17 protein-coding genes and 1 pseudogene are annotated in these 22,563 nt (G+C 54.1%); 12 read left to right on the top strand and 6 right to left on the bottom strand.

Annotated features, from left to right (window positions below; all coding sequences use genetic code 11):
* Positions 1 to 7 precede the first annotated feature (7 nt).
* A complete protein-coding gene (locus ACR0AY_RS05275; RefSeq protein WP_170512763.1) occupies positions 8 to 955 on the top strand; it encodes an aldose epimerase family protein in 948 nt (315 codons plus the stop codon).
* The gene (locus tag ACR0AY_RS05270; protein WP_170512765.1) at positions 945 to 2,243 is read left to right on the top strand and encodes a cytochrome c peroxidase; all 1,299 of its coding nucleotides are present in this window, start codon (positions 945 to 947) and stop codon (positions 2,241 to 2,243) included. Before ACR0AY_RS05275 ends, ACR0AY_RS05270 begins: the two co-directional genes overlap by 11 nt.
* On the opposite strand, the gene ACR0AY_RS05265 is transcribed toward ACR0AY_RS05270, so the two are convergent.
* Complete coding sequence (locus ACR0AY_RS05265; RefSeq protein ID WP_170512767.1) at positions 2,244 to 3,752, bottom strand: CRTAC1 family protein; 1,509 nt, start codon at positions 3,750 to 3,752, stop codon at positions 2,244 to 2,246. It abuts the gene before it with no gap.
* Complete coding sequence (locus tag ACR0AY_RS05260; protein WP_170511829.1) at positions 3,742 to 4,959, bottom strand: ROK family transcriptional regulator; 1,218 nt, start codon at positions 4,957 to 4,959, stop codon at positions 3,742 to 3,744. The genes ACR0AY_RS05265 and ACR0AY_RS05260 overlap by 11 nt, the downstream gene beginning before the upstream one ends.
* A gap of 151 nt (positions 4,960 to 5,110) precedes the next feature.
* Between ACR0AY_RS05260 and xylF the strand changes: the two genes are divergently transcribed.
* From xylF to ACR0AY_RS05235, 5 genes and pseudogenes are all read left to right on the top strand, one after another.
* Positions 5,111 to 6,130, top strand: coding sequence for a D-xylose ABC transporter substrate-binding protein (gene xylF / locus ACR0AY_RS05255; RefSeq protein WP_170512769.1), 1,020 nt, complete (start codon positions 5,111 to 5,113; stop codon positions 6,128 to 6,130).
* Positions 6,131 to 6,190: 60 nt separating this feature from the next.
* Positions 6,191 to 7,489 carry a sugar ABC transporter permease gene (locus tag ACR0AY_RS05250; RefSeq protein ID WP_170512771.1) on the top strand — a complete coding sequence of 433 codons (1,299 nt, stop codon included), beginning with the start codon at positions 6,191 to 6,193 and terminating at the stop codon, positions 7,487 to 7,489.
* Positions 7,489 to 8,292 (top strand): ATP-binding cassette domain-containing protein, encoded by an 804-nt coding sequence (locus ACR0AY_RS05245; protein ID WP_170403439.1) that lies wholly within the window; start codon positions 7,489 to 7,491, stop codon positions 8,290 to 8,292. The genes ACR0AY_RS05250 and ACR0AY_RS05245 overlap by 1 nt, the downstream gene beginning before the upstream one ends.
* Positions 8,293 to 8,301: 9 nt before the next feature.
* A complete protein-coding gene (xylA, locus tag ACR0AY_RS05240; protein WP_170512772.1) occupies positions 8,302 to 9,609 on the top strand; it encodes a xylose isomerase in 1,308 nt (435 codons plus the stop codon).
* A gap of 91 nt (positions 9,610 to 9,700) precedes the next feature.
* Positions 9,701 to 10,051 (top strand): annotated as a pseudogene (locus ACR0AY_RS05235) (DDE-type integrase/transposase/recombinase); the annotation flags it as partial.
* Between the two features lie 123 nt (positions 10,052 to 10,174).
* Here the strand turns inward: ACR0AY_RS05235 and ACR0AY_RS05230 are convergent.
* The 4 genes from ACR0AY_RS05230 to ACR0AY_RS05215 all read right to left on the bottom strand — a co-directional run bounded on the left by ACR0AY_RS05230 (position 10,175) and on the right by ACR0AY_RS05215 (position 13,385).
* Positions 10,175 to 11,197 (bottom strand): adenylate/guanylate cyclase domain-containing protein, encoded by a 1,023-nt coding sequence (locus ACR0AY_RS05230; protein WP_170396212.1) that lies wholly within the window; start codon positions 11,195 to 11,197, stop codon positions 10,175 to 10,177.
* A 3-nt stretch (positions 11,198 to 11,200) separates the two neighbouring features.
* Entirely contained in the window at positions 11,201 to 11,560 is a 360-nt protein-coding gene (locus ACR0AY_RS05225) for a group I truncated hemoglobin (protein ID WP_170403431.1), read from the bottom strand.
* A gap of 117 nt (positions 11,561 to 11,677) precedes the next feature.
* A complete protein-coding gene (locus tag ACR0AY_RS05220; protein WP_170512774.1) occupies positions 11,678 to 12,508 on the bottom strand; it encodes a class I SAM-dependent methyltransferase in 831 nt (276 codons plus the stop codon).
* Between the two features lie 64 nt (positions 12,509 to 12,572).
* The gene (locus ACR0AY_RS05215; RefSeq protein WP_480438708.1) at positions 12,573 to 13,385 is read right to left on the bottom strand and encodes an alpha/beta fold hydrolase; all 813 of its coding nucleotides are present in this window, start codon (positions 13,383 to 13,385) and stop codon (positions 12,573 to 12,575) included.
* 287 nt (positions 13,386 to 13,672) lie between these two features.
* On the opposite strand from ACR0AY_RS05215, the gene ACR0AY_RS05210 reads away from it, so the two are divergent.
* The 5 genes from ACR0AY_RS05210 (at position 13,673) to ACR0AY_RS05190 (ending at position 22,551) form a co-directional block, all read left to right on the top strand.
* The gene (locus ACR0AY_RS05210; RefSeq protein WP_480453792.1) at positions 13,673 to 15,904 is read left to right on the top strand and encodes an ATP-binding protein; all 2,232 of its coding nucleotides are present in this window, start codon (positions 13,673 to 13,675) and stop codon (positions 15,902 to 15,904) included.
* Positions 15,897 to 16,610 (top strand): response regulator, encoded by a 714-nt coding sequence (locus tag ACR0AY_RS05205; RefSeq protein ID WP_170511845.1) that lies wholly within the window; start codon positions 15,897 to 15,899, stop codon positions 16,608 to 16,610. The genes ACR0AY_RS05210 and ACR0AY_RS05205 overlap by 8 nt, the downstream gene beginning before the upstream one ends.
* 38 nt (positions 16,611 to 16,648) lie before the next feature.
* Complete coding sequence (locus ACR0AY_RS05200) at positions 16,649 to 17,539, top strand: adenylate/guanylate cyclase domain-containing protein (RefSeq protein WP_170512779.1); 891 nt, start codon at positions 16,649 to 16,651, stop codon at positions 17,537 to 17,539.
* A gap of 113 nt (positions 17,540 to 17,652) precedes the next feature.
* On the top strand, positions 17,653 to 18,117 hold the full coding sequence (locus tag ACR0AY_RS05195; protein ID WP_170396227.1) for a hypothetical protein: 465 nt from the start codon (positions 17,653 to 17,655) through the stop codon (positions 18,115 to 18,117).
* Positions 18,118 to 18,132: 15 nt separating this feature from the next.
* Positions 18,133 to 22,551 carry an nSTAND1 domain-containing NTPase gene (locus tag ACR0AY_RS05190; protein WP_170512781.1) on the top strand — a complete coding sequence of 1,473 codons (4,419 nt, stop codon included), beginning with the start codon at positions 18,133 to 18,135 and terminating at the stop codon, positions 22,549 to 22,551.
* Positions 22,552 to 22,563: the final 12 nt, after the last annotated feature.

Below are 22,563 nucleotides of genomic sequence, written 5' to 3'. Positions count from 1 at the left end.
GCCTGCAATGGAATATTCTTCTCGGGTCGAGACGGTTATGCTGACCGATGGCGATATGCGGGCATCGGTACTGAACTACGGGGCAATCACTCAAAGTTGGTGGTTCAAGGATATACCGCTAATTTTGGGGTTTGATGATCCAATCAAGTACTTACTCGATACAAGTTATGTGGGCGCAGTTGTAGGTCGTGTTGCGAACCGGATCGGCGGCGCGCGGTTCGAGTTGGCAGGCACACGTTTTGGGCTTAGCGCCAATGAGGGTAAGAATACTCTGCATGGCGGGGTTGAGGGGCTTTCCAAACAATTCTGGAACCTTAGACAGACCGCACCGAACGAAGTGGTATTGCACTACCTTTCACACGACGGGGAAAGCGGTTTTCCTGCGAATGTCCGGTTCGAGGTCAGCGTCACGCTGCGGTACCCACGGTTGACCTATATATTAAAAGGTTATCCTGACCGTCCTACGCCGATCAGCCTAACGCAGCATAACTATTATTCGTTGGGCAGCTCAAAAGGTGTCGACGCACACAAGCTGGAACTGGCCTCTGTCCGCTACTTGGAACTAGACGAACAAGGAGTTCCGTCCGGTGCGATGTGTTCGACCAAGAACGGCGAACTTGATTTCTCTGCGCCCAGATCGATCGGGCATGTTCCAAAGGCCATCGACCACTATTTCTGCTTTGACCTGAATCGCGATCCAACTGGTCCGGTCGCGAAGTTCACCGCACCGTCTGGTCTTTCTCTGACTGCTTATTCTGACCAACCCGGAGTACAGGTCTATTCGGGTGCCCAATTGGCGAAGCCGCTAAGCGGTTCGGCTGGTTTGTGCATCGAACCCTCCGGATATCCGAATGCGCCCAACATACCCTCGTTTCCTTCGATCATATGCACCTACGAGAAACCTTACAGGCAGGTGCTCACGCTCGAGATTTCGGAAGATGGCAATGAGAGCTAGGTTAGTCATTTCCACCATTGGCTTTTTGATTGCCGGCAATGGCGCCAATGCTCAGGAGCTTGGGCCACCTCCAACTTTCCCAGAACCTGATTTCGACCGCGTTGAACTAGGACAGTTGCTATTCTACGACCCGATTTTGTCCGGCAACAAGAACATCAGTTGCGCGACCTGCCATCACCCGAGGTTTGGCACTTCGGACGGCCTTTCGTTAGGAATCGGGGAAGGCGGGATTGGCCTGGCTGCTGAACGCAGGCTGGATCCCCAGAATACGCCGGAGCGACGCATCCCCCGTAATTCACCGGCGCTTTGGAATCTTGGTGCGACAGAGTTTACGACGTTTTTTCATGATGGGCGCCTTGAGGCCGATCCATCACAACCCAACGGGATTAGAACACCTTTGGGGACACATATGCGGTCCGGTTTCCAATCGGCATTAGCGGCGCAGGCGATGTTCCCGGTTCTTTCACCAGACGAAATGGCTGGTCATTACTCGGAAAATGACGTCAGCAAGGCAGTTCGACTCGGGCTTTTGACACAGCAAGGCGGCGCGTGGGATCTGATTGCAGCACGTGTTGCCGCTATCCCAGAATACAAGCAGCGGTTTGAAGCCATTACGCCGGGTGGTGAGATATCTTTCACGGCCATAGCAAATGTGATCGCAGATTTCATCGCGTTCGAATGGCGCGCAGATAACAGTCCTTTTGATCGCGCGATGCGAGGCGAGGGCACACTATCCGAAGACGCCGAACTTGGCATGAACCTGTTTTATGGAGAGGCGGGGTGTAGCGCATGCCACGTGGGATGGTTCCAAACAGATCACAAGTTTCATTCGATCGCCCTTCCGCAAATCGGGCCCGGAAAGGCCGCTCGATTTGAGAACCATGTCAGAGATGATGGTCGTCTTCGCGTCACGGGTAACTCCGAGGACGCGTTTGCCTTTCGTACGCCATCGCTCCGCAATGTGACGCTAACCGCTCCTTACGGGCACAATGGAGCATTTGCACGGCTGGAGGATATCGTACGCCACCATCTGGACTCGGTTTCTTCTTTGCGAAGCTACACTACTGAAATGGCTTATTTGCCAGATTTTCCGGGTTCTGAAGACGAAACTCCGCTGCTGGATCAGCAACATCTAGATGCCATAGCCAAAAGCAATAGTTTACCGAAGGTTGTTCTAACAGATAATGAGATCGACGCGTTATTGAGCTTTCTGGCAAGCCTTGAAGACCCTGCGCAGAGGTTGGGCGTTCCTGCCTATGTTCCAAGCGGTCTGCCGGTAGATCAATAGTCACCTATGCATTTCAACGATCTGGTTCGGCACGACCTCCTGCCACGCACCGACTTCTCCGTCCGGCCATATTACCCGTAACTGTACTTGAGTTTCAGCCCCCAAGCCGAAATGGTGATAGCCAGCCGTGCCTCCTAAATGTCCGCCGCCAATGGTTATTTCGCGGGTCTGTAAGCCCTGCCTGGTTCGAACCTCGACAAATCCGCCTACCGCTGCCCAATTGAATTTGTCCTGAGTAACTTCTACCAACAGCCAATTGCCACCTGCTGATATATTCTGGTTGACCTCAAGTTTTGATCCACGGTTTACGACCACCAGATCGAGCCGCCCATCGTTGTTCAGATCCGCAAGCGCTGCGCCGCGAGACTTCGCTATCGACGCAACACCAGCCTCTGCCGAAGCTTCGATAAACTGACCTTCCGAATCCTGAACCAAAAGGTTGTTCGGGTCGTTCAGTGCTGCATCGGGCATTTGCTCGACATTGCCTTTGGCGACGAAGATGTCGTCTCTGCCGTCATTGTTGACGTCTCCAAACTGCGCGTGCCAACCGGTCGACGGCCTTCCGTCGTTGCCGACATGCGGCCTGTGGGCAGTCGTGCCTTTTTCATAAGTTGCATCGCGCCACGTCGGGCCGCCGGTATCGGGGTCAAAAATTTGGAGTTTTTGGTCACCCATCGAAGTCAAGTAAACCTCAGGAAAGCCGTCTCCGGTCAGATCGCGAGAGGCAATTCCCATGCCCCAGATCGAATAGGGCAGCCATCCGTCTTCGGGCGAATACAATCGGGGCTCTGGCTCCATGGCCCATAGTTGCTCTTGCCCACCACGAACATAATAATGGCGGTCGTTGCTGATACGGAGGTCAGCACGTCCGGTTCGCGCCCAGTCTGAAAACAAAATGGAAAGCGAGCAATATCCCGGTTTCAGATGCTGGGGTTGGCCATAACTGTTCCCGTTCGGGCGATAGAGCAGGGTTGGCCCGCAGGATTCAAACGGACCTTCTGGATCGAAGCGATCCACGTAAGTTCCAAACGCCAGAGTCGGCATAGCCTGGCCTTCTTCCCAAGTGGCTGAAAACCCTGTGGTCCAGTGATCTTCGGATTGGAACTCGATGTTATCGAAGGGACGGAACTGACAATCCGACTGCCCTTGAAGCAGCACATCTTCGCCAACGCGCAAAATGGCCAGGTCAGTCATGCCATCGCCGTTAATGTCTAATGGGTAAGCACCGGTTACTCCCGTCAAGAACAGTGGATCCGGCGTTTCAATCCGAAAAGAAATCTCGCCCTGAGAGGTGTTTTTGAACAGCTGAGATCGATTGGATCCGCCCGCGACGAACAATTCGGGAAACGTGTCGCCGTCACAGTCGAAAACTGCTACGCCACCACCCACAAAATGCTCCCAACCGCCGTCGTAGATATGTGCAGGTACATCTATTACTTTGAATTGCGGCTGAGTGCCCGCTTCGGCAGCCGTGGCAAGAAAGAGTAATGCCGCAAGTTCAGGACGCATTCGCCGCAAGCTCCTTCACCTTCAGGATCGAGACTTGTTCGATCCCATAGGCGGCCGCACCTTTGGCCCACATCAGATCACCCCAGTGATGCACTTTGATTTCAGGCAAGGGTGCGTCGACATTCACAACACCATTTCGAATGCGCGTCATAACATCGGCTGAGCAAAGGTGTTCAAAACTCATTTGCGCGCCCGATACAATAATGCACTGGGGATCGAACAGATTAATCAGATTGGATACTCCAAGCCCGAACATCTGTCCTGCACGCGCTAGAACCGAGGCGGCTCTATCATCACCGGAATTGGCGCGAGCGTGGATATCCGAGACCGTTTGCATATTATCGGCGTGACCTGTGACAGTCATTTCCCGGATCAGGGCGTAGTCCCCCACATAGGCTTCCAGACACCCCCGTTGTCCACATTGGCATAATGCGCCATCGAGTTGCACCTTGGTATGCCCAAATTCGGCCCCGCACCCTCTTTCCCCGCGATAAAGTCGGCCGTCCAGAACGATGCCAAGCCCAACACCATGTTCAATCGTGACGACAAGGAAATTCTTCAACCCGTTGCCTAGCCCAGAAAGCTGTTCAGCCTTTGCGACAAGGTTCGCGTCGTTTTCCACGAATGCAGGGCAGGGTAGTTCTTTCGCAAGTAAAGGGCTGAAGTCAATGTTTCTTTCAGTTACCGAGGATGACCAGTGGACAAAATTCTTTGCCGCATCAATCTGCCCGGCCAATCCGATTGAAACGCCAGCCAAGTGTCCGATTGAAAGACCGACCCGTTGGCACGTATCTTCAAGGGCTTCGCGAATAGTCGATATAAGGTTCGTCGGCGACATTCGGGCGTCTTCAAGCGGGACGTTGTGCGACGTCACCTCGTTGCCTTCAAAATCCACCAAAATGACCGAGATCACCTGACGAGCAATCTTCAGGCCCGCAACAAGGATGGATTGGCCATCCAATTGCAGCAAAACTCTGGGCCGCCCTCTTTTTCCAGACTTTGACTGAGCTTCGCCTTCGGTTTCCTTGATCAGCCCTGCCGAGATCAAATCAGCCGTCGCTGAAGTGATCGTGGCAGGACTGGTCTCCAAGGCGGATGCGATATCAATCCGCGATACGGATCCATTGCTTCTGATCTGTTCCAACACCCGCAGGCGGGTCGCGTTTCGTTGGTCCAAAGAAACTACAGACGCTTTGCTTTTCAGCATCTTGCCCTCGCGAATCTTACCTTTGGTTCAATCTATTTGAATTTTGGTGTGTCTTATAGACTAAATATTTTACCGACTGAAATAAATGTGTTATTTAAAACTGTAAGAGCCGCGAATCGAGTTGAGATGGCTCTGCTTATGGGAGGAAATCATGAAAAAAATTCTCAGCTTTTCAGCTGTAGCCACGCTGCTGGCCTCGACTGCGTTCGCAGAGCCGGTAGTCGGCGTAAGCTGGTCCAACTTTCAGGAAGAGCGCTGGAAGACAGACGAAGCCGCGATCAAATCGGCGCTAGAAGCGGGCGGTGCCGAGTATATCTCGGCCGATGCGCAATCGTCTTCGGCCAAACAGCTTTCGGATATCGAAAGCCTGATTGCGCAAGGCGTGGATGCACTCATTATTCTCGCGCAGGACGCGCAGGCGATTGGACCGGCGGTTCAGGCTGCCGCTGACGAAGGCATCCCGGTCATTGCCTATGACCGTCTGATCGAGGACGACCGAGCATTTTATCTGACCTTCGACAACGTGGAAGTCGGCAGAATGCAGGCTCGGGCTGTCTTTGAGGCCATGCCAAAAGGCAACTACGTGATGATCAAAGGCTCTCCTACTGATCCGAACGCAGATTTCCTGCGCGGGGGTCAGCAAGAGATCATCGGAGCAGCCGTCGACAGCGGTGACATTGTAATTGTTGGTGAAGCCTACACAGATGGTTGGTTGCCCGCGAACGCGCAGCGGAACATGGAACAAATCCTGACCGCGAACGAGAACAACGTGGATGCAGTCGTTGCGTCGAATGACGGTACTGCAGGCGGTGTTGTTGCGGCCCTAACAGCACAGGGTATGGAAGGCATTCCGGTGTCAGGTCAGGATGGCGACCACGCAGCGTTGAACCGCGTTGCGCTGGGCACTCAAACCGTTTCGGTATGGAAGGACGCTCGTGAACTCGGAAAGGCCGCTGGCGAAATCGCAGTCGCACTGAGCGGAGGGACAAGCCCTGCTGATGTCGAAGGTGCAGTTAGTTGGACATCACCGGGTGGCACCGAGATGAACTCGGTCTTCCTCGCACCCGTTCCGATCACCAAGGACAACCTATCCGTTGTTGTGGACGCTGGATGGATCCCATTGGAAGATCTGTGTCAGGGCGTTGAAAACGGACCTGCTCCCTGCAACTAAACTTCAAAGTCCCTGGCCCCGTCTGGGCCGGGGACTATTGCTGAATATGAAAGATCGGAAATGACCGAAACTTCGTCTCAGCCGGTACCTGAAAAAGCGAAACCCAGCCTGTTCCAGCAACTGGAACTGGATATGCGGCTTTTGGGAATGATCGGCGCGTTTGTCATCCTGTGCATCGGATTCAACATCTTCACAGATGGAAGGTTCCTGACGCCGCGCAATCTATTCAACCTGTCCATCCAGACAGTTTCGGTCGCCATTATGGCATGTGGGATGGTGTTCATTATCGTCACGCGACACATCGACTTGTCGGTAGGAGCGCTGCTGGCAACTACCTCGGCTGTGATGGCAATGACGCAAACTGAGCTTTTGCCGCAAGTACTTGGTATGGGTTTGAACAATCCAGCAACCTGGGCGATCACCATTGTCGTCGGGCTGTTTGTCGGCACGCTGATTGGTGCGTTTCATGGCTGGATGGTCGGATACCTGACGATACCAGCCTTCATCGTCACGCTTGGTGGATTTCTGGTTTGGAGAAACGTGGCGTGGTATTTGACCAGCGGTCAGACGATTGGTCCTCTGGATAGTACATTCCTGATGTTTGGCGGGACCAACGGGACATTGGGAACGACGACAAGCTGGCTGTTCGGCTTGTTTGCTACCGCAATCGCGATCTGGGCTTTGTGGAGCAGTCGTTGCGCAAAGGCGGCACATGGATTCCCCGTCAAACCTGTCTGGGCCGAAGCCACTTTGGCCGGGATAATCGCAATCGCCATCCTTGGGTACGTTTACATCGTAAACAGCTACGCCATACCGACGCGCCGACTGCAACGTATGTTCGAAGCACGCGGAGAGACAATGCCAGAGGGGCTAGTTGTAGGATACGGCATACCGATTTCTGTACTCATCCTAATCATCGTGGCTGTCACGCTGACAATTGTGGCGCGAAAAACCCGGTTTGGTCGGTACATCTTTGCCACTGGCGGCAACCCGGATGCGGCAGAGCTTTCGGGTATCAACACTCGGCTGCTGACCGTGAAAATCTTTGCTTTGATAGGTTTCTTGTGCGCGGTGTCCGCGGTGGTCGCCTCGGCTCGCTTGGCGAACCATTCGAACGACATTGGTACGCTCGACGAACTTCGGGTCATAGCAGCTGCAGTGATCGGAGGAACCGCATTGTCGGGCGGCATCGGCACCATCTATGGCGCGATCCTGGGTGCATTGATCATGCAGGCGCTGCAATCGGGCATGGCAATGGTTGGCGTTGACGCGCCGTTTCAGAACATCGTCGTCGGCAGCGTCCTCGTGTTGGCCGTCTATATCGACATCGTTTACCGCAAGCGACTGGGGGCAAAGTGATGCAAGCTCAGGATACGCAGAAAAAACCTTCTGGCACTGGGCGCGGTTCAGGCGCGCCGCCATTGGTCGAGATGCGCGACATCTCGATTTCCTTCGGTGGGATCAAGGCCGTCGACCATGTGTCGGTCGATCTCTATCCGGGTGAAGTCGTTGGCCTGCTTGGCCACAACGGGGCCGGAAAGTCCACGTTGATCAAGGTATTGTCCGGCGCCTATCAGATGGACCACGGCGAGATTCTGATCGATGGCAAGCCGGTCGAGATTGGCAATCCCCGTGACGCCCGGGCGAACAATATCGAAACGATATATCAGACGCTCGCCTTGGCCGACAATCTGGACGCGACCTCGAACCTTTTTCTTGGGCGCGAGATGACGACGCCGTTTGGGTTGGTCAACGACGCAGCCATGGAGGCCGAGTGCCGAAAGATCATGGCGCAGCTCAACCCAAACTTTCAGAAGTTCAATGACCCGGTCTCCGCCTTATCGGGTGGGCAAAGACAGTCAGTGGCGATCGCGCGCGCGGTCTATTTCAACGCCCGTATCCTGATCATGGATGAACCCACAGCAGCGCTTGGGCCGCATGAAACTCAGATGGTGGCGGATCTGATCCACCAGCTAAAGGCGCAAGGCATCGGGATATTTCTGATCGATCACGACGTGCATGCCGTCATGGAACTGTGCGACCGCGCATCGGTCATGAAGAACGGAAAACTGGTTGGGACGGTCGATATCTCAGACGTGACTGACGACGATCTTTTGTCGATGATCATTCTCGGCAAGCAGCCAGCACAAAAAGCAGAGTAGGGGGCAGAAATGCCAAGTGGATTTTTTGAAGGGATCGAGAAGGTCCAGTTTGAAGGCGTGGACAGCAAGAACCCGTTGGCCTTTCGTCACTACGACCCGGATGAAATCATTATGGGCAAGCGTATGGAGGACCATCTGCGGTTTGCTGTGGCCTGGTGGCATTCATTCGCGTGGGAGGGCGGAGACCCCTTTGGTGGACCTACGTTCGAACGCCCATGGTATCCTCAGGACGATATGGACCGGGCCCGTCAGAAGGCAGATATTGCGTTCGAATTGTTTGAGCTTTTGGGGCAGCCATTCTTTTGCTGGCACGACGCTGACATCCGGCCCGAACAGGGAAATTTTGCCGATAACCTGCGCACATTGGAAGATATCACCGATTATATCGGTGAAAAGATGCAGGTGTCTGGCACCAAGCTGCTTTGGGGCACGGCCAATATGTTCAGCCATCGTCGCTGGATGTCTGGTGCCAGTACCAATCCTGATCCCGACGTTTTTGCGTTTGCAGCTGCGACAGTGAAATCCTGCATGGATGCGACCCATAAGCTCGGCGGAGAAAACTACGTTCTATGGGGTGGCCGAGAAGGCTATGAAACCCTATTGAACACGGATTTGAAATCCGAATTGGACCACATGGGCCGTTTTTTGAACATGGTCGTTGAATACAAACACAAGATTGGGTTCAAAGGAACTATTCTCGTGGAGCCCAAGCCTCAGGAGCCGTCCAAACACCAATACGACTACGACGCCGCGACTTGTATTGGATTTCTCAGGAAGTACGGGTTGGAGGACGAGGTCAAGTTGAACCTGGAGCAGGGGCATGCGATCCTGGCCGGACACAGTTTCGAGCATGAAATTGCGGTTGCCGCTGCCGAAGGGATGCTTGGCTCGATCGACATGAACCGAAACGATTACCAATCCGGGTGGGATACGGACCAGTTCCCGAATAACACGCCAGAGGTTGCTTTGGCATATTACTACATCCTGAAAGCTGGTGGCTTTACAACTGGGGGCACAAATTTTGACGCCAAAATTCGTCGGCAATCGCTTGATGCAAAAGATCTTGTTGCAGCCCATGTCGGCGGAATGGACATTTGTGCACGAGGCTTGAAAGCTGCGGCTGCTATGATTGAAGACGGTGGCTTGGAGGACGCGCTGACGGAACGGTATTCCGGTTGGAACACGCCGAAAGCAGTTTCTATGTTGGGTAGCAGTCTGGAAGAGATTTCTGCCCGGGTTCTGCAGGAAAATACCAACCCGAAACCACAATCTGGGCGTCAGGAGATTCTGGAGAATTATGTGAACAGGTTTGTGTGACCAAGGAAAACTGCAATTGGGGAACTGTCAAAAGAATCTTGTCAGAAGAGCTTTGCTTGGGCGGGGTAGGGGTGTTGCGTAGCTTTTGCCCATGACCAGACCTGCATCTTTCAAATACTATAACAACCGGTTCTGAGATCATCCGCTTGACCGTGATGCTGTACATCCGATTCCCGCTCTCGCTTCGGAATGCCGTAGATCTGTTGCACGAGCGAGGCATCGACCTGAGTCAAGAAACCGACTGCTACTGTTGGGACAGGTTCGGTCCGATGTTTGCCTCTGAGATCCGAAGAATGCGGATGCAACAACTGCGCGCACTCTCGATATGGAAGTGGCACGCCGACGAGATTTTGTGGAGGTGAATGGCAAGAGACATTGCCTCTGGCGGGTTGTTGATCACGAAGGCGAGGTGCTGGAAACCGTTGTCACCAAACGCCCAAACGAGTAGCCGCTTATTTCGGGATCAAGATCAGTGGTTTTGGGACTGGGTAAACAGCCTACTGTATTCACTGCAGTGATCAGTCACCATTTAGTGCGAACAAAGGATTACAGCGGGCATTGACGCTTAGCTATCGTCGGACAAGCGCCAGATGTCTTGCTCTCCAAACCCACGGATTGTTCGCGCGCCGACATTCTCAAGGTCAAACTGATCTTTGAGGACCTGAGCGACTTCGTCCTGGACTGAAATCTGCATCGGGTCAGAGAATTCCTGAAGTCTGGAGGCCAGATTCACAGCCGGACCAAAGATATCGTACACATACTTCTGGATGCCAACGACCGACCCGACTACCGATCCCGTGGCCAGTCCAATTCTGCACCGCCACTGATGCGGATGGCTCAGGTTTCGGCGGGTCAAATAGCGTACGAAACGAATGGCTGTGTTTGCGATTGCCTTGGCGTGATCCGGAGTCGGATCGGGCAGACCAGCGACGGTGATATATGCGTCTCCGATTGTCTTGATCCGTTCGCAACCGAATTGCTCACCTATGCGATCAAACGCGCTGTAAATATCGTTCAGCTCAGTGACGGTGACGCTTGGGTCCTGCGAGGCGACCATATCCGTGAACCCCACGAAATCGAGCATCAGGACGGAGACGGGGTCATAGAGTTGTGGCGTGACCACGCCGAAAGTCTTGTACTCTTCGTAGACCGACCGGGGCATCAGATTTAGCAGCAGTTTTTCAACCTGCTCCTTTTCCCGCTTCAACTCGCGGGTGTTCCGTTCGACCATCATCGAATAGGAGTCGATCATGGACTCCAGCTCTTTGATACGGGTGATGTTCTGACATACCAGAACCAGCACATCGTCGTGCGCGACCGTGAAATCGAGTGCGATCACCAGTGTGCGGCGTTTCTTTTTGAACGTGATTTCTGATGTATGCCGCCCGGTGCCGGACAGGCTTGTTTGCACTGTGTCGATATCCAGATCAGGAAAGAGCTGCTGCAATTGGTCTGAAGGGCCATCGGCACTGAACCACTCGTCAAACGTATCATTGCGGAACCCAAACTTCAGCGATTGACGGTCCAGTAGGGCAACGCCCACACCAATCGCGCGAAGGAGCTGTTCATTGATGGCTTCGATGGTCATGATTTATCCAACAATCAAGGGGCGACGTTTACTGAATTCCGCGACAACGATATCGATATCCTCGGCATCCACGCCGTGTCTTTGCAAAGCATCACGGAGCACGACCTCCAACTCGTCGAAATGGTCATCCGTAATTGCGAGATGAGAGTGTAACTGGCGCAGTTGATTGTCGGTGTAGGAGGCCGGACCACCAAGGAGCGACGCTATGAACTTGGTCTGATGGTCGACCATGCGGCTCATATCCACGTTGTCGAAGAAGGGTCCAACCTCGTCATTGTCCAGCAGGATGTCATAGAACGAGAACACGATCTTGCTGATCTGTGAAAACCCACCGTATTTTTCATAAAGTGTGCGCTCGGCCATAACAAAATCCCCCTTAAACAAACTAATACCAAGAAAATGGTGGATCGACTACACCGGGTAATCTTCATCGTTCTTTGACGGTTGGGTCAAAGAACGATGAGCCAGTGATTCATGATCTCAGCCGCGCTGCATGACAATTTCAGCGTACTCGGATGAGATGCAAAGTGTGTCATTGCCTGAGATATCGAACTTCTCGATCAGGGCCATGATATCGCGCTGCAGCGCCTCTTGTCCCGGTGCGTCCAGTGCATCGAAGGCCTTTTGCATCGGACCATAGAAAGTCCGAAAATACTCTAGGAAGTGTTCGGCTGAACGGTAGCGGAACATGAAGTTCTTGCGTCGGAACGAAACGATGGTGCTGTGCGATCCGAAGGCTTCTTCAATCCAGTCCCGGCTGCCCCACAAAGCCGGAGAGCTTACGCCAGCAGGTGGAGGCACATGTTTACCGATCGTTTTGAACAGAAGGCCGATGAAGCTGTCAGGCGTCCAGTTGGCCAGACCGATCTTGCCGCCGCGTTTGACGACCCGTTGCAGCTCTGCTGCTGATTGTTGTTGGTTCGGTGTGAACATCACGCCGAACGTCGAAACCACCGCGTCGCAGGATTGATCATCGAAAGGCAGGTTTTCGGCGTCGGCAACCTTGTAGGTCACGAACAGACCTTCCGCTTTGGCGCGCTGGCTGCTGGCGTCCAGCAGGGCTTCTACATAGTCGGTTGATGTAACATCACAAAAGCGCCGGGCGAAGGCCAGGGTGGCGTTGCCATTCCCGGCGGCGACATCCAGCACCTTGGAACCAGGCATCATATCCATGGTTTCAGCCAGTTCTTCACCCGTAATTTGAAGGGTGACACCCACTTTACTGTAGTCGCCGGAGCCCCAGGCGACGATTTGCTTTGCTTTGATTGCCGCAAAGTCTGTGGTGGCGTTGATCGATGTTTGAATACCCATGATATTGCTCCTTTTTGATGTGGTAGTGGTTTGATGAAGGCCGCATTGCTAAATGCGGCCCCGGTCAGGCAGCTTGACGTTCTGGCCAGCTGACAGTTTCAAGGGGCCGCTCCACATTGGCCACGTGTTCGAAAATCCTTGAGTTGATCCATTCGGGCTGGAAGACCGGCGCCATATGGCCCAGCTCGGGCAGCAACGCGATCCGCGCATTGGGCAAAGCCTTCGCGATCTCAACCGAGACGTGCTGCGCAATCTCAGGTGACTCCAAACCAGTCATTACCAACGTCGGTATATCAAGCTTGGACAGGTCCTTCAGTTGCCAGGTTTCAGCAAAACCTTTTGCAAAATCAGACATGACTGATGGGATCATCCCAATGAACCGGTCTCGGGCCTGCGCGGGCAGCGAGTTCCAAAACCCCTTCTCGTTCCAGAAATCCAAAAAGTGATGCATACCAGCAGCGGCATCGCCATCCGCTGCTGCGGCGCTCACCACACCCGCGAGAAGCTGGATTTGCCCGAACAGTTTCTTGCTGACATCATTGCCAGCCTGCAGAAAATGAAAGACTGCAGGCTCATATACCGTCAGGCTTTTGACAAGATCAGGACGCATCAACGCGACCTTGATGGCGACGCCTCCGCCGTTGGAATGCCCAACCAGATGCACGGGGCGTCCCAGCGCTTCGATTTCGCGGATTACCGGTATGGCAGAAAACGCCGCACCGTTTTGAGAGTTATCTCCAGTCAACGGGCTACGACCGTACCCGGGAAGATCAACAGCGTGAACACTAAAGCGACCTTCCAGATCCGCCGCCAGTTGGTTCCATTGCCCACTATTGGACGCCGAAGAATGCAACGCAAAAATAGGTGCGTTAATCATTTCAGTAGTTCTAAAAGAAATAGTCATCGTTCTTACCCAATCGCACTTAAGATGGGCAATAACTGACCTTTCTATGTTTCATTGTGATGTCTGGAAGCGGTGCCAAGTGTTTCAGTTGTTGCTCTGTGAAGCAGGTCACACAACTTGCTATCCGGCTCAAAAACAAACAGGTTTATCGGCCGGTACTTGGCTGAGTTGGCACCTATTGAAACAATTGAAACACACGATGCTAATTTTGAAATGGCATTGAAACAATGGTATCCTAAAAATTCAGGATGACGATGGGCATGGCGAACGAATTTGAAGAAATCGAGAAGGCGAGGGACCTTCTTCGTGATGCGATCGAATCTCTCAAAGAAGGGTTCGCCCTCTATGATGATGATCGCCGCCTTGTCCTGTTCAATCAACGATATGCCGAGATGAACAAGGGGGTTGCCGACCTGCTGCAACCCGGACTGGACTGGGAAATCCTGATGCGTGAGACGGCGCGCCGGGGAATTTACGCCGAGGCCATCGGCAATGAACAGCAGTGGGTTTCGGACCGGTTGGCTAATGGGGTCGAGTTCATCCAAGACTTTGAGCTGATGGAAACGGATGGGCGTACCTATCTGGTTTCTGTTCATCCCACCAAGTTCGGCGGATTTGTCGTCACGCGTGAGGATATCACCGAACGCAAACAAGCCGAGGTCGAAGAGCGCGACGGCGATCTATTGATCCGAAAGGTGTTGGATGCCAGTTCGGCAATCGTAACTATGGCGCGGATTGGTGATGGACAGATCTTGTATCGCACGCCTGCTGCGCTGCAGATGTTCGGACCTTCCAAATCTGCAAAACAGCATTATCAAAAGCCGGAAGAGCGCGCGGATTTTGTAACCCAGCTTTTGGCCGATGGTCGTGTCGATGACTACAAGCTCGACTTGATTAATGCGGCTGGCAAAACCTTCCCTGCGTCGATTTCGTCTCAATTGATCGATTACAAAGGCGAAGAAGTCATCGTGACCAGCGTGATCGATCTAACCGTCCAGAAAGAGGCTGATGCCCTGATCCGTCAGGTCATGGAGGCTTATCCAGCAGCCATCAACATGACGCATGCCGACACCGGAGAGGTGCTGTTTGCTACGCCCGAGATAAAGGCGCTGTTTGGTGAAGCAGAAAGTTCGAAATCCTACTATGCGGACCCGAATGAGCGCCAACGGTACCTGAAAGACCTCCGGCAAGCGGGGGCGCTTAAGGATCGGCGTATGGAGTTCGTCGATGCAAGCGGGCGAAAGTTCTGGGGGGCGGATTCTTCACGGCTGATCGAGTTCAACGGTGAAGAAGTAATCGTTTCCAATACCCGCGATCTGACCGATGAATTGGCCATTGAGGCTGAGCTTGAAAAGCAACGAGAGCTGCTGTTCCAGAACGAAAAGATGTCTGCGCTAGGCGAACTACTCGCCGGTGTCGCGCATGAGCTTAACAATCCATTGTCGGTTGTTGTGGGTCATTCGTTGATGTTGAAGGAAGAAATTTCTGACCCCGATCTCGGTGTCAGGATTGAAAAAATCGGCAATGCCGCAGAACGCTGCGCGAAGATTGTTAAGACCTTTCTGGCGATGGCGCGTCAGCAGCCCAGCAAGATCGAGCAGGTTGATGTTCCCAGCATGATCGAAACAGCTGCGGATGTCGCCGGGTACGGTAGCTCATCAGGCGAAATTCGCATTGAGCAAAGTGTGCCAGAAGACCTGCCCGCAGTTGCCGGGGATGCGGACCAGCTTACGCAAGTCGTCTTGAATCTTATCATCAATGCCGAGCAGGCCATGACCGCATCCGGCATCGGCGACCAGATCATGCTGTCTGCCGAGGTCAAGCCTGACACCGGAATGGTTGAGATCACGGTTCAGGACAATGGCCCCGGTATCCCTAAAGCCATACGCGCACGTATCTTCGAGCCGTTCTTCACCACAAAGGAGGTGGGTGACGGCACCGGGATTGGGCTTGCTTTCTGTCACCGGATCATTCTGTCCCATGGCGGTCAGATCAGGCTTGATCAGGCCGCAGTGTCCGGCACCTGCTTCCGGATAACTCTGCCCGTCGCAAAGATGCAAAATGATGTGGCTGAAGAAAAACCCGAACCCGCCGCGAATTTTGCCAAGCGCCGTGCATTGGTCGTGGATGATGAGGTCGAAGTGGGTGAGATCAATGCCGAGATACTGCGGAAGGATGGCTTTCACGTAGATTTCGTTACCTCAGGGAAAGAGGCGCTCAGGCAACTGCAGTCCACCAGCTACGATGTATTCCTAAGTGATATGAACATGCCCGGTGTTGACGGACGCAAGATTTATGAGGCGCTGGTGGCGCGTTTTCCGAAAATGCTGACCCGGACAGCATACATCACCGGGGACACCATGGGTGAAAGCTCATTGGGACTGCTGAAGGAATCCGGTCTGCCCTATCTGGAAAAACCCGTCTCACCTTCGGAACTGAGAATACTTGTCGGAAAGCTGCTCGCCGATCAGAAGGATCAAACGGATGAATGACCAGAAAACCCATATCCTGGTTTGCGATGACGAGATCGACGTGCGCGAGATGCTTCAGGAATATCTGAGCAAACGCGGGTACGAGGTTTCTGCAGCCGCTGGCGGAGAAGAGCTCCGGTCTGTCATCTCCTCTCGTGCTGTTGATGTCATGATCATGGATATCAATATGCCAAAGGAAGACGGTCTTTCGATCCTCAGATCGCTTCGTCCTGAAAACACGACGCCCGTGATCATGTTGACTGCAGCAGGCGATGTAGTGGACCGGATCATCGGGCTTGAGATGGGGGCAGATGACTATCTTGGAAAGCCGGTTGATCTTCGGGAACTGGAAGCGCGGATCAAGGCCCTATTGCGCCGAGGGGCCATCAACGAAAGTCTGCCTGCAGATGCCCCCGAAGGCAATTTGGCCCTTTTTGGCGACTACACGCTGGATAAAGAGGCAGCCAAACTTCTTGCGCCGGATGGATCCGAAGTCCCGCTAACGGCGATGGAGTATAGTCTGCTCAAGGTGTTTGCTGAAAACAAAGGGCGTGTTTTGAACCGTGATCAGTTGCTAGAACAAGCGCATGACCGGTCCTGGGATCCGTTCGATCGCAGCATTGATATCAGAATATCCAGACTGCGCCGGAAGCTTGAAACCAACCCGGAAAAGCCGGAAATCATCAGAACCGTGCGGGGTATAGGTTATGTTTATGATCCCAAATAGGGTTTGCCGTTCCGGACAAGCAAATTGCGAGTAGCACCGTGGAAACCAAGCTCGTCACGACCATAATTGCTGACATTTCTGACAGCACTCCGTTCTACGAAGAAATGGGGGACGATCAGGCGCAGCAGTTGATTCAGTTTGAAATCGATCGATTGCGTGAGGTTCTACTTGGGTTTGGCGGAGTTCCTGTGGGGCAAAAAGGCGATGATGTCTTGTCCTATTTCAAGGAACCCGAGGCCGCCGTAAACGCGGTTGTAGAGATGATTCAGAAACCGCCCGGAACATTACTGTCGGTCCACGCGGGTGTTCATCAAGGTCCCGTTGTTATTGGCGACAATGGGATATTTGGCGAAACAGTAAATCTGACCGCACGTTTGGCGGCCGCGGCCAATCCGTGTGAAGCTTGTGTCAGCGAAAGCGTCGCCAAGGATCTAAGCCCCGAAAGTCTCCAGATGCTCACCCCAATCGGATCGCTTCGCCTGAAAGGTGTGAGTGACCCGGTCAAAGCCTATTCAATCGTGGCCTCAACGGACGGGTTAAGCACCGTGATGCATCTGCCGACGCAGACGGCCAGCGGATCTGAGGGCATGCAGCAGAATGAAAGCTTTGCGCTCATTCTTTATCACGACGATCATACCTGGCGGTGTCGGGAAGGCGGGGAGCTAACGATCGGCAGATCCAGTCAATGCGATGTCATCCTGCCTGAGCCGTGGGTTTCGCGACTGCATGCGGTACTCAGCATGAAAGGCGGGAAGCTGATGCTGGCGGATCGCAGTTCGTCGGGAACTTACGTACAATTCGAGAATGCGCGTGAAATCCAGCTTAAGCGCGAGAACATAATGCTGGCCGATAGCGGGCTGATATCGCCTGCACTATCAATTTTGCACTCTGATGCGCGCCCATTAGAGTTTGAGGTCGTCCGCCGATAAACGACGTGGCACGCCTGAATTCTGGCTTCTGTGGTGAAAGTCTCAGAAAGAAACTCGCGATTGTGCTAGAATCGGCACCAATTGCGTATTTCAACCAAGATTGGGAGGGAATGATGTCATTGAATACTTCAGGAAACCAGCTTCGTCAGGGCGCTCTGATCCTGGGTGCAGCTACACTCTTGTTTGGTGCTGATGCAACTGCCCAGTCAGCGATGCCCAATGCCTGCCCTGTGGATGGGTGTGAGGTGCAGATTGTATCGGTCGCCAAAGAGGGTGACGAACTGCTTGTAAACTACGATGCGAATTTCACTCCGGACGTATCGAAGAACCATTTCCATACATGGTGGGGCGAAAGCTATTCCGTTGAGCAAGTCGGCAGAAATGCCCAAAGCGAATTCAATGCCGTTCAAGGCAGGTGGCATCGGCACGATGATTACCCAAGCTATGTGACGAAGGAGGCGGCCTCGACATCGGCGCGAGAGGGAGGGACGACACTGTGCGTCACTGCTGCCGATAGGGACCACAACATATTGGATGCGACCAAGTATCATTGCGTGGATGTGCAAGAGCACCTCTGAAGCGCCAAGAATATCATGACTTTTCCCGCGTTCATCGGCCGTTACGCTGTTGACCGTGAAATCGCGAGCGGTGGGTTCGCGGCGGTTGTCCTTGCGCGGGATGACGAGTTGGAGGTTCCGGTAACCCTCAAGATTCTGCACGCCAACCTTGCGACCAATGACAAAGTCATCACCCATTTTCTCGAAGAAGCCCGTCTGTTGCGGCGCATTCGATCTCCGCGCGTTGTCTCCGTGCATGACGTGGGGCGTTTGGAGGACGGGCGGCCCTATTTTGTCATGGACTACGCGGATCGCGGCACATTGGCCGACCGACTAAAGCGTCTAAGCCCCGCTGCTTTGGCCAAACGCGAAGGTGTGGAAATACTGATTGATGCAATGACAGATGGCTTGTCTGCGGTTCACGACGCGAATGTCGTGCATCGGGACGTCAAACCCGCAAATGTCCTTCTGCAACGAGTGAAGCGGTCCAAAGACGATAACAGCACGACGGTTTCTGATGCTTTGGTCGGCCTAGACGAGAGGGTTTTTCTGGCGGATCTCGGTATTGCAAAGGATTTAGCGATCGGTGTGACCGGCGCGACCATGATGGCTGGGACACCGCTCTACCAAGCGCCAGAACAAGCTGAGCACGGGCAACCCGTGACGCCGATGACCGACATCTATTCGGCCAGCGCGCTGATGTGGCATGTCCTGACGGGAAAGGCGCCGCCGCCATTCCATCGCGTTACCGAGTATCTTTCCAGCCTGCCGGAAATGTGGCGCGATTGCATTGAGCACGGGATGGCAATGGACCCGCAGGCGCGTTTTTTGGATATGGTGTCCTGGCGCAGTGCAATGAATGATGCGTTGGATCGTGACCGGCGAGAGGCCGCATCCGAAGCGGTGACGCAGATATCGGAAAGTAGGGTGGAATGCCCCTACAAAGGGCTCGCCGCGTTCCAGCCAGAGGATTCCGACTATTTCTTCGGTCGCGAGGATCTTGTTGAGGAACTTGTGACCCGGCTTCAACAGAGCCGGATATTGGTTCTGGGTGGCTCATCCGGCAGTGGTAAATCATCCGTTCTGCGAGCAGGGCTGCTGCCAGCGATCGCTGCCAACGCGATATCCGGTAGCGAAAACTGGCGCGTTTGTGTTTTTACCCCCGGGCGCGATCCAATGACCGATTTGTACTTTCAACTCATCGGCGACAATTCTCACCTTACGGCTCAGGTCTCGCTCAACGACTTCATCGCCTATCCGAGTGCGGCGCGCCGTTTGGCCACCGCGAATGAAGGAGAGTTGTTGATCTGCATTGATCAGTTCGAAGAATTGTTCACGCTGGTCAAACAGGAACGCAGAAGCAAGTTCATCGAAGCTTTGTCAGCTATGACAGACCCCGCAGATAGCCGTGTTCGTATCGTGCTGACAATCCGTGCGGACTTTTATGCATCCTGTGCAGAGATACCGTGGCTTGCGGATCGAATCTCGGAAAACCAGTTTTTGGTCGGGCCGATGACACGGCCCGAGCTGCGCCGCGCAATCAGCGAACCGGCACATGCAGCTGGTTTGCACATGGACAGGTCCCTTATTGATGCGATCGTTGATGAGGCCGGGCGCGAAGCGGGTTCGCTCCCGCTGGTGGCGCATTCTCTGTATGAAACATGGAGCCGACGTAAAGGTGCGGTCATGTCTCTGGACGGCTACCGTCAGTCCGGTGGTGTCACAGGGGCAATCAGCCAGACAGCAGAGACACTTTTTACAGACGTTTTTGACAAAGTTCAGCAAGAGGCAACCCGGCGGCTATTCTTGCGTCTGGTTACGCCCGGCGAGGGGACTCCGGACACACGGCGGTTGTTGCCGATCGATGAGATCGAGCGCGACTCGGACCCGGACACAACGCGGCGGGTCGTTGAAGCTTTGACAGATGCGCGGTTGCTGACGCTGGATGACAAAAATGTTCAGATTGCGCATGAGGCGCTGCTGCGTACATGGCCGCGACTTAATTCATGGATCGAAGAAAGCCGCGATGATCTGCGCATGCGTCAGCGTATTCAGCATGACGCTGCAGAGTGGGATGTTGAAAATCGCGAGCCCGATTTACTTTATCGCGGCACAAGGTTGTTGTCGGCTGAAGAATGGTCGGTGAAGAACCAGAATATCCTCGGTGCGTTAGAGCGGGAATTTCTGGGCGCTGCACGAGACGCGCGTGACCAAGCGCAGGCTGCATCCAAGATGCGCCGGCGTCGGCGTCGACGTATCAATCAAGTTGCCGTTGCTGCCCTTGCCTTGCTGGCCATTGGCGCAACGGTTTCGTCTTTCTTGGCTATCCGCGCGTCCAACCTTGCCGAAAGCAACAGACAGATGGCCGTTGCCGCAACAGCTGAAGCCAATGAAAGGTTCGCAAGGGCGCTAGGCGCTGCGGCGAACGGGTTATCGGATACAGATCCCTTGCTTGCCTTGTCACTCAGCGCCGAAGCGATTGTCCGAGCCGAAACTGCTGGTTCGACATCAGAAGCGAGGGCGGCGATGCTGATGGCTCGGCAAAATCTGGGTGAGGGTGGGCTTGTCCCACTGGGCAGCCCGTTTACGGTTGGTGACGCGCAGACGATGGCTATTGATGCATCCGGTACGCGTGTTGCGGTTGGATTGCGTGATGGGCGCATCGTGGTTCATAGGGCTGAATCCGGCGGAGCGGTTATTGCTGAACTGGTGGGGCATTCCGGCGGGATAAGGGATGTTGCATTCTCTCCCGATGGAGAGTTGTTGGTTTCAGCGGCAACGGATGGGGATGTCCGCCTTTGGAATGTTGGTTCGGCCAGATACGGCCCGATCACGACACTGTTCTCTGGCAATGACGTCGCATTTGGCGTGGCCTTTGATTCCACCGGCAAGCGTATCGCGTCGGCGACCGGTGACGGGACCGTTCGCCTCTGGAACGTTTCCAATGGAATGCAAATTGGAGAGCCATTAGCGAAAATGCCGCTGGGCTTCAAAAAGGTCGCGTTTTCGCCCGTTTCAGAAGGACTTGTTGCCGGAAATGTCGATGGTGGCATATTCGGCTGGGTCGACGCAAAGGCTACGCCTGCATTTCCGCCGATACCGGGCGGTCCGCTGGGGCCTGACCCCGATCACCTGTCCTTCAGCCGCGACGGGAGAACATTCGCGGTATCCCATACGAACGGGAAGGTCACGACGATTGGTTTTCCGGATGGTTTTCCGATTGTTGATCGTTTTTCAGATAGTACCGACATCGTAGCAGCAGCATTTACCGCGCCGGACAATCTGCTGGTAGGGGCAGGGGCAGACGGAACGCTGCGATTGGAAAATTCAAACATGGAACGTGTTGGCGACGTGGTGCAAGCGCACAGTCAGAGGGTTGTGGACCTTGAAGTCGCCCAAAACGCCCCGTTGCTGGCGACTTTGGGCCGGGATCAGCAGGTACGTCTCTGGCGGATTGGGATCGACCCCGGCGGCAAAGACACGCTTGTTTTGCAGAACGGGGCAAAGGCGCTGGGCATCGCTTATACGCCGGATGCAAAGTCTATAGCCATCGGTGACAGTGAGGGGAACATCTGGGTCTGGAAGATGGGGGCTTCCATGAAACCCATGCAGCTGAAGGGGCATGAAAGCCAGGTGTGGGCGATCTCTTACTCGCTGGATGGCAAAACCATGGTGACTGGTGATCGCGAAGGCGGCTTGAAAATCTGGGACATGGCTGCCATGCGGCTGAAAAATCAACTCGATCTGGGGCAGGCTCCCGTCTGGTCGATCATGCCGGGGTCAGGTCTAGAGGTATTTGTGGCGACAGGAGATGGAGTGCTGCAAATCGATATCTCAGACGCTGATTTGGTCAAGAGCTTTGCGCCAGCTGACATTCAGGCAAATCGTGTCGCCGTCTCTGAAGATGGCAACATGCTGGCAGCGGCCTCGGTGGACGGTAAGGTCTATATTTGGTCGATTGGCGACGGTCAGTTGATCAGAGTGATTGAAGCTGATGACAACACGCTTTGGAGTGTTGCTTTCAGTCGTGATGGCACACAGGCTGCAACTGCTTCCAGCGATGAGGTAGTCAAGGTGTGGGATGTTGAAACCGGCAAAGAGCTTGCCGCTTATGGTGGCCATAAGGGTGGGGCGACAGATGTTGCCTTTTTGGCGGATGAGGCAACCTTGGTGGCAATCGACCGATCTGGGGAACTGCATTGGTGGGATACCGCGACGCACCGTCGGCTCATGCCTGTCGAAAAGATCCATGCAGGCCCGACCTGGCGTATCGCGCTGGCACCAGACGGAAATTCTTTTGCGACAACCAGCGAAGCCGGCGATGTTCGGGTTTGGGACAGGTTGAGCTTAGAGATCGCATGTGCGTTGGGCAGTCCAACCTTCGATGAAGGGCGCAGGGTTCAGTATTTGGGAAGCGATGAGCCAACAACGACCTGTGATGCCTTCGCGAATTGATCACATGGCGAG

This window comes from Ruegeria sp. A5 (assembly GCF_056543005.1).
The sequence above is the reverse complement of the archived record's forward strand: the minus strand, read 5'-3'. Positions and strand labels throughout refer to the sequence as shown.

Excerpts from the sequence above, each read along its gene's own strand:
- ACR0AY_RS05190 (WP_170512781.1), top strand. The coding sequence starts at position 18,133 with ATGACTTTTCCCGCGTTCATCGGCCGTTACGCTGTTGACCGTGAAATC.
- ACR0AY_RS05260 (WP_170511829.1), bottom strand. The coding sequence starts at position 4,959 with ATGCTGAAAAGCAAAGCGTCTGTAGTTTCTTTGGACCAACGAAACGCG.
- ACR0AY_RS05215 (WP_480438708.1), bottom strand. The coding sequence starts at position 13,385 with ATGATTAACGCACCTATTTTTGCGTTGCATTCTTCGGCGTCCAATAGT.
- ACR0AY_RS05195 (WP_170396227.1), top strand. The coding sequence starts at position 17,653 with ATGTCATTGAATACTTCAGGAAACCAGCTTCGTCAGGGCGCTCTGATC.
- ACR0AY_RS05220 (WP_170512774.1), bottom strand. The coding sequence starts at position 12,508 with ATGGGTATTCAAACATCGATCAACGCCACCACAGACTTTGCGGCAATC.
- ACR0AY_RS05265 (WP_170512767.1), bottom strand. The coding sequence starts at position 3,752 with ATGCGTCCTGAACTTGCGGCATTACTCTTTCTTGCCACGGCTGCCGAA.
- ACR0AY_RS05275 (WP_170512763.1), top strand. The coding sequence starts at position 8 with ATGGAATATTCTTCTCGGGTCGAGACGGTTATGCTGACCGATGGCGAT.
- ACR0AY_RS05210 (WP_480453792.1), top strand. The coding sequence starts at position 13,673 with ATGGCGAACGAATTTGAAGAAATCGAGAAGGCGAGGGACCTTCTTCGT.
- ACR0AY_RS05205 (WP_170511845.1), top strand. The coding sequence starts at position 15,897 with ATGAATGACCAGAAAACCCATATCCTGGTTTGCGATGACGAGATCGAC.
- ACR0AY_RS05230 (WP_170396212.1), bottom strand. The coding sequence starts at position 11,197 with ATGACCATCGAAGCCATCAATGAACAGCTCCTTCGCGCGATTGGTGTG.
- xylA (WP_170512772.1), top strand. The coding sequence starts at position 8,302 with ATGCCAAGTGGATTTTTTGAAGGGATCGAGAAGGTCCAGTTTGAAGGC.
- ACR0AY_RS05250 (WP_170512771.1), top strand. The coding sequence starts at position 6,191 with ATGACCGAAACTTCGTCTCAGCCGGTACCTGAAAAAGCGAAACCCAGC.
- ACR0AY_RS05225 (WP_170403431.1), bottom strand. The coding sequence starts at position 11,560 with ATGGCCGAGCGCACACTTTATGAAAAATACGGTGGGTTTTCACAGATC.
- ACR0AY_RS05245 (WP_170403439.1), top strand. The coding sequence starts at position 7,489 with ATGCAAGCTCAGGATACGCAGAAAAAACCTTCTGGCACTGGGCGCGGT.
- xylF (WP_170512769.1), top strand. The coding sequence starts at position 5,111 with ATGAAAAAAATTCTCAGCTTTTCAGCTGTAGCCACGCTGCTGGCCTCG.
- ACR0AY_RS05270 (WP_170512765.1), top strand. The coding sequence starts at position 945 with ATGAGAGCTAGGTTAGTCATTTCCACCATTGGCTTTTTGATTGCCGGC.